At 69.8% G+C, this 12,043-nt stretch carries 11 protein-coding genes; 6 read left to right on the forward strand and 5 right to left on the reverse strand.

The window, feature by feature from the left end; genetic code table 11:
* The first annotated feature begins 145 nt into the window (after positions 1–145).
* Positions 146–535 (forward strand): DUF5336 domain-containing protein, encoded by a 390-nt coding sequence (locus tag CACI_RS10845; RefSeq protein ID WP_012786390.1) that lies wholly within the window; start codon positions 146–148, stop codon positions 533–535.
* A 1-nt stretch (position 536) separates the two neighbouring features.
* Here the strand turns inward: CACI_RS10845 and CACI_RS10850 are convergent, their stop codons facing one another.
* Complete coding sequence (locus tag CACI_RS10850; RefSeq protein WP_012786391.1) at positions 537–992, reverse strand: pyridoxamine 5'-phosphate oxidase family protein; 456 nt, start codon at positions 990–992, stop codon at positions 537–539.
* Positions 993–1,019: 27 nt separating this feature from the next.
* Between CACI_RS10850 and CACI_RS10855 the strand changes: the two genes are divergently transcribed.
* Positions 1,020–1,988: an oxygenase MpaB family protein gene (locus CACI_RS10855; protein ID WP_012786392.1), complete on the forward strand. Its 969-nt coding sequence runs from the start codon at positions 1,020–1,022 to the stop codon at positions 1,986–1,988.
* A gap of 49 nt (positions 1,989–2,037) precedes the next feature.
* Here CACI_RS10855 and CACI_RS10860 read toward each other — a convergent pair whose 3' ends face one another.
* The gene (locus CACI_RS10860) at positions 2,038–3,039 is read right to left on the reverse strand and encodes a sigma-70 family RNA polymerase sigma factor (RefSeq protein ID WP_012786393.1); all 1,002 of its coding nucleotides are present in this window, start codon (positions 3,037–3,039) and stop codon (positions 2,038–2,040) included.
* Between the two features lie 174 nt (positions 3,040–3,213).
* Between CACI_RS10860 and CACI_RS10865 the strand changes: the two genes are divergently transcribed.
* Positions 3,214–3,933: an SDR family NAD(P)-dependent oxidoreductase gene (locus tag CACI_RS10865; protein ID WP_012786394.1), complete on the forward strand. Its 720-nt coding sequence runs from the start codon at positions 3,214–3,216 to the stop codon at positions 3,931–3,933.
* 114 nt (positions 3,934–4,047) lie between these two features.
* On the opposite strand, the gene CACI_RS10870 is transcribed toward CACI_RS10865, so the two are convergent.
* Entirely contained in the window at positions 4,048–4,917 is an 870-nt protein-coding gene (locus tag CACI_RS10870; protein ID WP_012786395.1) for a TIGR03619 family F420-dependent LLM class oxidoreductase, read from the reverse strand.
* Positions 4,918–5,025: 108 nt separating this feature from the next.
* The gene (locus CACI_RS10875; protein WP_012786396.1) at positions 5,026–6,675 is read right to left on the reverse strand and encodes a Rieske 2Fe-2S domain-containing protein; all 1,650 of its coding nucleotides are present in this window, start codon (positions 6,673–6,675) and stop codon (positions 5,026–5,028) included.
* A 107-nt stretch (positions 6,676–6,782) separates the two neighbouring features.
* On the opposite strand from CACI_RS10875, the gene CACI_RS10880 reads away from it, so the two are divergent.
* The 3 genes from CACI_RS10880 to CACI_RS10890 all read left to right on the forward strand — a co-directional run bounded on the left by CACI_RS10880 (position 6,783) and on the right by CACI_RS10890 (position 10,662).
* Positions 6,783–7,841, forward strand: a complete 1,059-nt coding sequence (locus tag CACI_RS10880; protein ID WP_190276740.1) for an LLM class F420-dependent oxidoreductase — start codon at positions 6,783–6,785, stop codon at positions 7,839–7,841.
* Positions 7,842–7,918: 77 nt separating this feature from the next.
* Positions 7,919–9,490 (forward strand): acyl-CoA carboxylase subunit beta, encoded by a 1,572-nt coding sequence (locus tag CACI_RS10885; protein WP_012786398.1) that lies wholly within the window; start codon positions 7,919–7,921, stop codon positions 9,488–9,490.
* Between the two features lie 14 nt (positions 9,491–9,504).
* Positions 9,505–10,662 (forward strand): acyl-CoA dehydrogenase family protein, encoded by a 1,158-nt coding sequence (locus tag CACI_RS10890; RefSeq protein WP_012786399.1) that lies wholly within the window; start codon positions 9,505–9,507, stop codon positions 10,660–10,662.
* Between the two features lie 94 nt (positions 10,663–10,756).
* Here CACI_RS10890 and CACI_RS10895 read toward each other — a convergent pair whose 3' ends face one another.
* Positions 10,757–12,004, reverse strand: a complete 1,248-nt coding sequence (locus tag CACI_RS10895; protein WP_143765200.1) for a serine hydrolase domain-containing protein — start codon at positions 12,002–12,004, stop codon at positions 10,757–10,759.
* Positions 12,005–12,043: the final 39 nt, after the last annotated feature.

Genomic DNA, 12,043 nt, shown 5'->3' on the forward strand with positions numbered 1-12,043 from the left:
CCAGCCATCGCCGCAGTATCAGCCTCCCGCAGCAGCGAGCCCGCAGCACCCCCACCAACCCCCGCCCCATCAGGGCCCGCCGTCACCCCCGCCGCCGCACTACGACCCCACGCTGCACCCGCATCCCCTCCACCCGCCGCCGCCCGTGGCCGTCACCGTCCCGCTCGGCAAGATGCTCTACCTCTGCGTGGCGGCGCTGGGGGTGATCAACCTGTTCCTCGGCTACGTCAGCGCCGGGGATGGCGACTCCATGAACCTCTACAAGGTCGGCGTCGCGATCTACACCCTCGCGCCGACCATGTTCTTCCTCGCCGGGCTGGTCGCGGTGCGGGGGTTCCTGCCGCGGGAGCGGGCGCCGGGGGCGTTGCCGGCCATGATCAGCTCGGCGATCTTCGTCACCCTGGTGCTCTCCGCGATCAGCTCCGACGGTGCCGGCGACCTGCAGACGCTCTTTCTCGTCTTCGGTGCGGTGCAGTTCGTGATCGCGTGGTTGGCGTACCTGTTCGACTCCGGGGTGATCGCCGCGCGGCGGTAGGTCACATCTTCGAGTGGTCCCAGGACGCAGTCCGCTTGGCGCGCACTCGGACCACCACGCGCTTGTGCGCCTGCTGCTCGACGAAGGGCCGCATCGCCTCGGGGTCGGCGCCGAAGACCTCGGGATAGCGGGCCGTGAGGGCCATGCCGAAGGACAGGATCTGGTCGTAGTCCTCGATCAGCTCCACGTCGCCGTAGACAGTGACGCCGCGCAGCTCGTCGTAGGCGATGCCGTCCTCGACCAGGCATGTGATGCGCGGGTCGCGGCGCAGGTTGACCGTCTTCTGGGACTTGCCGTACGTCCAGAACGCCAGGTCGCCGTCCAGCTGCGCGTAGTACATGGTCACCAGGTGCGGCGTGCCGTCGGCGTTCGCCGAGGCGACCTGGAGCTTGCGCCCCGCCGCGAAAAAGGTTTCGATCTCTTCATCGGACATCCGGATGCGGTCCCGCTGGCTCATGGCGAAAAGTAGAACAGGTTTCGATTGATGACGGCAAGGCTCACCGCCTTCTCCGGCCCGGCGCGCGGGCTGAAGGCTTACATCCGGCACGAGCTGAACACCAGCGTCCACGGCTCCGGCGGTCTGCGTCTCAAAGAGCGCTACGCCGAGCCGCCCGGGGACCCCGGCCTGTTCGGACCCGGCGCCGTGACCTGGCGCGTGCACTCCGACGCCCCGGGCATGCTCATGGGCGGCTTCGCCTCGCTGATGCTCCAGGCGCTGCACCCGCTGGCGATGGCCGGCGTCGATCAGCACTCCGACTTCCGCACCGACCCGCTGACCCGGCTCAACCGCACCGCCGCCTACGTCCTGTCGACGACCTTCGGCTCCAAGGACGTCGCCGAGGCAGCCGTCGCGCACGTCCGCGACCGCGTCCACCCCCACATCAAGGGCACGGCGCCCGACGGCCGCACCTACAGCGCCGAGGACCCGCACCTGCTGACCTGGGTCCACGTCGCCGAGGTCCGCTGCTTCCTGGCCGGCTATGAACGCTTCGGCGCCCCGCCGCTGACCCCCGCCGAACGCGACCAGTACTACCGCGAGGTGGCGGTCCCGGCGCGGATGCTCGGCGCGCGGGACGTGCCGGAGTCGGCGGCCGAGGTGGCGCAGTACTTCCACGACATACGTCCCGAACTGCAAGCCACCGAAGCCGCGATCGAGGGCATCCACTTCATCCGAGGCTTCGGCGCCAACCCGCGCGAGCGCGCGGCGGTCCGGGTCCTGATGAACGGCGCCTCAGCGCTGCTGCCGGACTGGGCCCGGGAGCCGCTGCAGCTCGGCCGCCCCGATGCCGTCCGGCTGCTGATCGACCGGCCGCTGGCGCAGGCCGCGGGGCGCGCGCTGCGCTGGGCGTTGGAGCCCTCGGAGGTCGTCGGAACCGCCTACGCGCGCATGGGTCTGACGCCGCCTCCGCAGCACCGCGACTGGAGGACGGCGCCGGGGTCGTCGCACGGCTAGCCAGCCCGGCGCCGCCCCACGCCCCGGTCAGCCCTCCCACTCAGCACCGCTACTCAGCCGCCAAAACCCGCGGCAGCCCACACGCCGCCGCCACTCCCACCTCGAAGTGCGTCAGCTCGTCGACCCGGTCCCCGGAAAACCGCGCCACCAGCATCCCGACGCAGTGCAGCCGGCCGCTGAGCCGGTCCCGCGCGTACTCGCCCCACGCCGGCTGCCCGTTGGCGCGCGTCGGCACCAGGTGGCAGATCGCCCGCCGGTGCTCCTTGACCGCGACGAAGAACCGGCGCACGTCGTGGAGCCCGCGGTACTCGAAGGACATCGGAGGCATCCGGATCCAGACGTCGTCGGTCATCATCGCCAGCAGCGCGTCGACGTCGTGCGAGGTGAACGCCGCGACGAACCGCTCGGTCAGCGACCGCTCCTCCGCGCTGCCCGGCACCGGTCCCGGACGCTCCGGTCCCCGCGTCGTCGCGTCCAGGGTCGCCCGCGCGCGCTTCAACGCGCTCGTCACCGCGCTCTCGCTCAGCCCCAGCAGGTCGGCCGCCTCGGCAGCGCGGTACCCGAGCACGTCCCGCAGCAGCAACACCGCACGCTGATTCGGCGGCAGCAGCTGCAACGCGGTCAGGAACGCCAGCGAGATCGCCTCGGCCGACTCGTACTTCGCCTCCGGTCCCGGCTCCTCATCCGGCAGCCGGTCGATCAGCAGATCCGGGTACGGCTGGAGCCACAGCACCTCGCTGTGCACCGAGGGCTCGGGGTACTCCTGGAACAGCGCCGTGGACACCGGCCGCCGTGTCGCCGAACGCAGCATGTTCAGACACCGGTTCGTGGTGATGCGGTGCAGCCAGGTCCGCAGCGAGGCCCGCTCCTCGAAGCCGGCCAGCCCGAGCCAGGCCGCCAGCAGCACCTCCTGGAGCGTGTCCTCGGCGTCCTGGTAGGAACCCAGCATCCGGTAGCAGAGCAGATGCAGCTCGCCCCGGTAGGGCTCGACCAGTTCGGCGAAGGCCTCCCGGTCTCCGGACCGGGCGCGGTGCAGCAGATCGGCTGACATCTCCACGCTCCTCACCGCCTTTCCTTGTGCTTGTGCGTCCCCGTCGGCTCGCTTCACCTGTCCTGACACCGGAGAACGCGGAAACTGGGCGGTCCGCGAGCACCCAGTTTCCGGCGAAGCTCTTGTCAGTGCAGGTGTCAACGAAAAAACCGCCTCCGATCGGAGTGAGACACCATGTCGAACGACTTCCTCACCGGCAAGACCGTGCTGATCACCGGGTCCAGCCGAGGGTTGGGCCGGGCGCTGGTCGACGCCGCCCTGGACCTCGGCGCCGGCCGGGTCTACGCCGGAGCCCGCAAGCCCGCGGCGCACGCGGACGCCCGCGTCGTCCCGCTGGCTCTCGACATCACCGACGCCGCGCAGATCGAGGCCGCGGCCAAGACCGTCGAGGAGCTGGACATCCTGGTCAACAACGCCGGCGCGGCCTCCTACGCCGAGATCGACGACCGCGCGGAGCTGGAGCGCATGCTCGCGGTCAACCTCTACGGTCCCTACGACGTCTCGCACGCCTTCCGCCACCACCTCACCGCCTCGCACGGCACGCTGGTGAACGTCCTGTCCACGACCTCGGTGGCGGCCGTGCCGATGCTGCCCGCCTACTCGATCTCCAAGGCGGCGGCGTACTCCTTCACCCAGGTGCTGCGGGCGCTGCTGGCGCCCAAGGGGGTGTCGGTGCACGCGATCCTCGCCGGGCCGCTGGACACCGATATGTCGCAGGACCTGGAGGTGCCCAAGACCGCGCCGGAGGCGGTGGCGGCGGAGATCTTCGCCGCGCTGGCCGACGGCACCGAGGACGTCTTCCCGGACCCGTTCGCCGCGATGCTGGCGACGGGGTGGGCGGAGGCTCCGGTCACGCTCATGCAGCGGGCGGCGGCCGAGATGATCCCGGCGTGAGTCACGGCGCTCTGAGCTATGGCGCCCTGAGCTACAGCGCTAGGAGCCACGGCGCCCTGTGAACGACCGCGCTGCCGCCTTCAGCCCGTCAAGCTGAGGGCGGCGGCGCCACCATCAAGCCTTCGACTCCCAGGCGGCAGCCACGACGGCCAGCGTCCGCCACGCCTCCTCCGGCTGCTCCAGCTCCGCCGGATCGCCGTGGTACGGATCCAGCACCACGATCTCCGATCCCAGCGCGCGCAGCCGGTCCAGGTCGTCGAGCACCTGCTCCAGGGTCCCGATCCCGGCCTGCCGGTCCGCGTCGGTGACCGGCTCGGCGGTCAGCCGCAGCTTGATCCGCGGCGCCAGCGTCGGGACCGCGCGCCCGGCCTCGTCGGCGAACGCCTTCAGCCGGCCGACCGCGTCCTCGATCCAGTCCATCGTGAAGCCCAGCGGATGCCAGCCGTTGCCGGACACCACCGCGCGCCGGATGCCCGCGTCGCTGTTGCCGCCGATCCACACCGGCGGTCCGGGCAGCTCCTCGGGAGCCAGCGCGGGCGCCACGCCCTCGACGCCGCCGCCCCAGATCTGGTGCATCTCGTCCAGGTGCTCATCCGTCAGGGCGCCGCGCTTGGTGAAGGGGACTCCGAGAGCCTCGAACTCCTTACGCGCCCAGCCGACCCCGACGCCGAGCACGAAGCGTCCGCGCGAGAGCCGGTGCAGGCTCGCCGCCATCTGCGCGGTGAGCGCCGGCTGGCGGTAGGGCATGATCAGCACGGTCGTGCCCAGCCGGATGCGCGAGGTGCGCCCGGCGAGCCAGGCCAGCGTCGTGAACGGGTCGTGGAACGGACCGGGGTAGCCGCGCGCCACATCCTCGGTGACCAGCACGTGGTCCGACATCATCAGCATGTCGAAGCCGAGTCCCTCGGCGACGTGCGCCCAGCGCTCCAGCACCTCCACCGATGTGGCGGGACCGAAATTCGGGACGTTGACCCCCAGCCGCACGGGCTTTCCTTCCGCTCGCCTAGGTCCGCAACTGGACCAGTCATGCAAACTACCGCGCCGGGAGCAACTGTTCCCGGCGCGATGTCTCAGTTTCGCAAACCAGCCGTCTCAGTTGCCCGCGACGACTGCCGGCGCCTCCGCCGGAATCTGTGTCGAACCTGAAATCTCCGGCAGCTCGCCGTCCTCGGCGGTCAGCGGACGCGCCACCAACTTGCGGTCGTCGCTGGTCAGGCAGCGGCCGGAGGCCAGGTCGAACTGCCAGCCGTGCATCGAGCAGGTCAGCACGCCGTCGGCGACCGTGCCGAAGCGCGTCAGGTCGGCCTTCAGGTGCGGGCAGTGCCGCTGCACCGCGTAGCCCTCGGCCTTCGCCAGGTCCGTGACGTCGCTGGACTCGGCGTAGTACCCCTCGACATACGTCATGTGTTCTTCGGACAGCGACTTGAAGAACGTGTAGATGTACTCGTTGTAAGGGCCCTTGCGCGATGCCTGGAACCGGCAGGACAGGAAGAGCTCGTTCACCCAGTCCGGCGTCCGGGTCCGCACCAGGTGCTCGATCAGCGGCCGGTCCGTGCGGAACTTGTAGCGGCACTCCGCCTCGCCGTCCCAGGTCCCGATCGTGCGGGTGAGGAAGTCGAAGACGATCTGGTCGTCCACCTCGCCGGTCGCGGGGTCGGCGGTCTCCAGCAGGATGCGGCCGTTCAGCCCGGCGCAGGTGTGGTCGGCCCACGCCAGCAGCGGCTCGATCCACTCCTTGAGCTGGCCGACCAGGTCGGACTTGTCCTGCGGCAGCCCGGCGTGCATCGCGTCGATCTGCGGCTGCGCGCGCTTCTGGTAGTTCGTCAGGTAAGTGCGGCGGTCGCCGTAGATCTCGTCGATCTGCGCCTGCGGGACCTGCTCCATCTCGCACTTGCCGTCGGCGCCGAGGACGACTGTCGTGCCCGGGACGAACAGGTGGCCGTTGTCGTGGCCCTGCTCGCGCATGAACTCCAGGAACGCCAGCTGGCTGGGGAAGACGTTCGCGGGGTCGTCGTCGAAGTCGTTGATGGCGAACAGGTTGTCGCGCTCGTCGAGGAAGCAGGGCGGGCCGGCGAAGGGGAACACCTGCTTGGCGCCGTACTGCTCGACGTAGCGCAGCGCGCGCGCCATGCCGTTCTCGCGCTTGCGGCGGCCGACGGTGGCCTTCATGCGCTCCGGGAAGTCGTAGACCATCGGGTACCAGATGGCGCCGGAGTACTGCAGGAAGTGCGCGTCGTAGGGACCGAACGCGGCGACCGGGCCGTCCTCGACCGGCCGGGCGTCGTTCTGGTTGAAGATCCGCACCTCGCCGTCGTCGATGGCGATGCCGCTGTCGCCGAGCGGGCCGTCGGTCGGGGTGATCAGCGCGTCGATGAGGATCCGCAGACCGCCGGGGAGTTCGGTGACCTCCCGGTTGCGGGTCTGCATGAAGTTCCGGAAGCCGAGCTTCTCCAGTTCGTCACGCAGGTCCGGGACCTGGTAGTCCGGCAGCAGGACCGTGGTGTCCTTCGACATGTTGGCCGACAGCCAATGCGGGTCGAAGTGGTCGTGGTGCAGGTGGGAGACGAAGAGGTATTCGGCCGTCCGGATCCCGGCGGGGTCGGCGGCCGAGCCGAAGGCCGAGTTGTCCGGGAAGGGGAACCAGGACGCGAAGTACGCCGGGGTGAACCACGGGTCGCAGACGATCCGGCCGGCGGCGGTCTCCACCAGCATGCCGGCGTGACCGATCGACGTGATGCGCATCGATCCAACGTATCGCACCGCGAGACCCCCGAACGGTACTCTGCCACCGGGGCGGATCACACCTGGTCTCCCTGAGGGCGGGACAGGGGGCAGTGAGTCAAGTGATCGTGGACGGGGTTCTTCTCGGCAACCGGACGGACAGCGACCCGGCGCTGACCGTCCGGCTGGCCTGCCTCGCCGACGAGCTCGGCTACCAGGAGATCTGGCTGGGGGAGTCGACCGGGCACGACGCCTTCGCGCTGGCCGTGGCGGTCGCCGCCGCGGCCGGGGAGCTGCCCTCGGCCGGTCCCGGCCCTGACGGCAAGGCTCGGCCGCCCGGCGCGAATCCGGCCACCGCCGGGGAGTTCCGGCGCACGAACCCGACGCGGCCGCTCGCCGCGCTCACCCTCGGCCCGCTCCCGGCCGCCGTCCGCGATCCGGTCACCGCGGCCCGAGGCGCCGCCAGCGTCGCGGCGCTCACCGGCCGGGACATCGGCTTGGCGCTGACCGCCTCCACCGGTCTGGTCGTCGTCGACTGGCACGGCCGCCCGCGCACCGACCCGGCGACGGCCTTGGCGGAGAGCCTGTCTGTGCTGGCTCCGCTGACCCGTGGCGAGCCGGTCAGCTTCCAGGGCGTCTCTGTACGCTCCCGCGGCTTCCGCTCGCGTCTGGAGCCCTCCCACGCCTCCCTGACGGTCCTCGCCTTCGGGTTGGAGGCCTGCGAGGTCGCCGTGGGACGCGCGGACCGCGTCGCCGTGCCGCTGGCGACCGTCGAGCACGCCGCGCGCATCAAGGCCCGGCTGGCGCTGACCTCCGACCGGATGAACCGCGCCGTACCCCGCTTAGCCGTCTTCCTGCCGACGGTCGTCGACCCCGACGCCGAGTCCTTGGACTGGATCCGGCGCTCTTTGCTGCCCTATCTCGACGCCGACGGCTTCGGCCGGATGTTCGCCGAGGCCGGGCACGGCGAGCTGATCGACCTGGCGCGCGGCGGAGCCCACGAGCGCTCGCTGCTGGCGGCGATGCCCGAAGAGGTGCTGCGCTCGATCGCCGCGGTGGGCGACCTGAACCAGGTGTGCACGGCGTTCGAGGACTACCGGCAGGCCGGCGTCGACGAGATCGTGATGCTGCCGGAGTCCTACGACGCAGGTGTGATTGAGCACACGATCCGGGCACTAGCGAAGTAGGGGTTCGCTGGCAGACTCTTTGGTGCGAGCGTGTCCTTGCGCACACGTTAATAGTTGCAACAAAGGAGTTGCCCCATATGACGGAATCAGGCGTGCCACCGCACACCCTTCCGCACCATGACCTGCCCGAGCTGACCGCGGAGATCCTGCGCGGCGGGGCGGAGAAGTACCACGCGGCCAATGAGAAGAAGGGCAAGCTGTTCGCCCGCGAGCGGGTCGAGCTGCTGGTCGACGCGGAGTCGTTCGTCGAGGACGGCCGGTTCGCCAACGCCATGGCCGGCGACCTGCCCGCCGACGGCGTGGTCACCGGGACCGCGCGCATCGCCGGCCGCCCGGTGTGCCTGATGGCCAACGACTCGACCGTGAAGGCCGGGTCCTGGGGCGCGCGCACCGTCGAGAAGATCATCCGGATCATCGAGACCGCGTACCGCACCGGCGTCCCGATGGTCTATCTGGTGGACTCCGCCGGCGCCCGCATCACCGACCAGGTGGACCTGTTCCCGGGCCGGCGCGGCGCGGGCAAGATCTTCCACACCCAGGTCCGGGCCTCCGGCTCGATCCCGCAGGTCTGCGCGCTGTTCGGGCCCTCGGCGGCCGGCGGCGCCTACATCCCGGCGTTCTGCGACGTCGTGGTGATGGTCGAGGGGAACGCCTCGATGTACCTGGGCAGCGACCGGATGGTCGAGATGGTTACCGGGGAGAAGACCACGCTGGAGGAGATGGGCGGCGCGCGCGTGCACTGCGCCGAGTCCGGCGTCGGGCACTTCCTGGTTAAGACCGAGCAGGACGCGCTGGAGACCGTCAAGCGCTACCTGTCCTACCTGCCGTCGAACTGGCAGCAGGACGCTCCCTCGGCTGAAGCCGCGGACTCCCCGGCGAACATCGACCTCGCCGCCCTGGTCCCGGCCAGCGAGCGCCAGGCGTTCGACATGCGCCGGTTCATCAAGGGTCTGGTGGACGCCGACTCCTTCTTCGAGTCGTCGTTTTTTGAAATTCACGCACTGTGGGCCCGGGAGCTGACCGTCGGCTTCGCGCGGCTGGACGGCAAGCCGGTCGGGATCATCGCGAACAACCCGATGTTCAAGGGCGGCGTGCTCTTCGTCGACTCCGCCGACAAGGCCACGCGGTTCATCCAGCTCTGCGACGCGTTCAACGTGCCGCTGCTGTTCCTGTCCGACGTGCCCGGCTTCATGGTCGGCACGGCCGTGGAGAAACAGGGCATCATCCGGCACGGCGCCAAGATGATCACCGCGGTCTCCGAGGCCACGGTCCCGAAGATCTGCGTGGTGGTCCGCAAGGCCTACGGCGCCGGCCTGTACGCCATGGCCGGTCCCGGCTTTGAGCCGGAAGCCACCATCGCGCTGCCCACCGCCAAGATCGCGGTGATGGGCGCCGAGGCGGCGGTGAACGCCGTCTACGCGAACAAGATCGCCGCGCTCGACGATCCGGTCGCCGCCGCGGCCTACGTCGCGGACAAGCGCGCCGAGTACGAGACCGACATCGACTTCGTGCGCCTGGCCAGCGAGCTCGTCATCGACGACATCGTCGAACCGTCCGACCTGCGGTCCGCCCTGATCGCCCGCTACCGCGCGGCTGAGGGCAAGGACCGCTTCTTCTCCCGCCGCCGTCACGGCGTCACCCCCGTCTGAGCGGAGGAACTTCCATGGATCACCGTCTGAGTGAAGAGTACGAAGCCCTGCGCGCCACCGTGGAGGAGTTCGCCCACGACGTCGTAGCCCCCAAGATCGGGGCGTTCTACGAGCGCGAGGAGTTTCCCTACGAGATCGTGGCCCAGATGGGCCGCATGGGCCTGTTCGGCCTGCCGTTCCCGGAGGAGTACGGCGGCATGGGCGGCGACTACTTCGCCCTGTGCCTGGCGCTGGAGGAGCTGGCGCGCGTCGACTCCTCGGTGGCCATCACGCTGGAAGCCGGCGTCAGCCTCGGCGCCATGCCCGTCTACCGCTTCGGCACCGAGGAGCAGAAGCAGCAGTGGCTGCCCAAGCTCTGCTCCGGCGAGATGCTCGGCGCCTTCGGCCTGACCGAACCCGGCGGCGGCTCGGACGCCGGAGGCACCCGCACCACCGCGGTCCTGGAGAACGGCGAGTGGGTGATCAACGGCACGAAGTGCTTCATCACCAACTCCGGCACGGACATCACAGGCCTGATCACCGTCACCGCCGTCACAGGAACGAAGCCCGACGGCCGCAAGGAAATCAGCAGCATCATCGTCCCCTCCGGCACCCCTGGCCTGACCGTCGCCCCGAAGTACAGCAAGGTCGGCTGGAACGCCTCGGACACCCGCGAGTTGTCCTTCACCGACGTCCGCGTCCCCGAAGCGAACCTTCTGGGCGACCTCGGCCGCGGCTACGCCAACTTCCTCCGCACCCTGGACGAAGGCCGCATCGCCATCGCCGCCCTGTCCACCGGCCTGTCCCAAGGCTGCGTCGACGAATCAGTGAAGTACGCCCGTGACCGCGAAGCCTTCGGCCGCCCCATCGGCGCCAACCAGGCCATCCAGTTCAAGCTCGCCGACATGCGCCTCCGAGCCCACACCTCCCGCCTGGCCTACTACGACGCCGCCAGCCGCATGCTCGCCGGCGAACCCTTCAAAGCCGAAGCCGCCATGGCCAAGCTCTACAGCTCCGAATCCGCAGTCACCAACGCCCGCGAAGCCACCCAGATCCACGGCGGCTACGGCTTCATGAACGAGTTCCCAGTCGCCCGCATGTGGCGCGACTCGAAGATCCTGGAGATCGGCGAGGGGACCTCCGAGGTGCAGCGGATGCTGATCGCTCGGGACATGGGGTTGCCCGGGGCGTGATCCTCGGCGGTGTGCTCAGTGTGCTCAGTGTGCTCAGTGTGTTCTGCGCGCTCGGGGCGGTTTCAGCAGTGTGCTGAAACCGCCCCGCGGTCGTTCAGCCCAGCGGGTAGGCCGGCGCCAAGGCGGCGGCGATGTCGGTGGCGACGGTCTGGGCGTAGTTGACGTTCGGGGTGGTGGTCGGGCCGTCGGTGGTGTTGACGGCGATGGACAGGTCCTGGGACGGCAGGTAGGCCTGGACGGCGAAGTAGCCTGAGAACGAGGGGTTCTGGACGACCCAGGTGTTGACGACCTGGACGCCGAAGCCGTAGTGGGCGGCTTGGGTGTTCAGGCGGCAGATGCCGGGCGGGCACTTGCTCGGGTCGCCGAGGCCCACCGTGCCGGGGTTGAGCTGGAACTGGCGCCATGCGGGGGAGAGCAGGCGGCCGGTGCCGATGGCGCGGGCCGAGGTGGCCAGGTCGCAGATGTTCTGGGTGAGGATGGCGCCGTGGGCGGTGGTCCAGGAGGGGTTCCAGAAGGTGGACTCCTCGTAGGTGCCGCGCTCGGAGGTGAAGGCGTGTACGGGGTCGGTGATCGGCGGCTTGGCGTCGATGAAGGTGTGGTCCAGGCCGAGCGGCTGCAGGACTCGCTGCTTGAGCAGCTGGTCGAGCGGGACGCCGGTGATCTTCTCCAGGGCTTCGCCTTCGAGGACGAAGTTGGCGTGCGAGTAGCTCCAGTTGGTCCCGGGGGCGTACCAGAGGTCGTGGTGGAAGGGGTACGCGAGGACGTCGTCCTCGGTCCAGTAGCGGAACGGGTGCGGCTCGAGCGCGGCGAGGAAGTCCGGGTCGATCACGTAGTCGTGCAGCCCTGAGGTGCTGTTGCCGAGCATCCGCAGCGTGATCTTGTCCGCGCCCTTGACCTGCAGGACCTTCGGGAGCAGGGGAGCCACCGGGGCGTCGAGGTCGACGATCCCCTTCTCGGCCAGCTGGAGCAGGATGGTGGCCATGTAAGCGATGCCCACCGAGCCGGTGCGGAACTGCATGTCGGTGTCGGCCGGGACGCCGGTCATGGACTCGCCCAAGGCCTTGGTGAGCACGTTCTGCCGGCCCTTCGTGACCTTGAGGATCACCGAGTTGAGCCCGAACTGCTGCTGGTCGGCCTTCGCGATCTTGAGGATCTGGAGCGCGGCGCCTTGAGCGGGTTCCGGCGAGCTCACACAGGCGCGTCCCTGGTCGGAGCTTGCCACGGCGGGGGTCGAGGCGACCGGGACGAGGGCGGCGGCGGCCAGGGCGGCGACGCCGAGCAGGGCCGCGGTGCGGCTGCTCCGGCTGGTCCTGCTGCTCCGCGGGGTCCGAGACAATGTCATGTCGCCTAGTAAAGACATTGATGGAATCGGCGGGCTCGT

This window comes from Catenulispora acidiphila DSM 44928, from assembly GCF_000024025.1.
GTDB lineage: Bacteria > Actinomycetota > Actinomycetes > Streptomycetales > Catenulisporaceae > Catenulispora > Catenulispora acidiphila.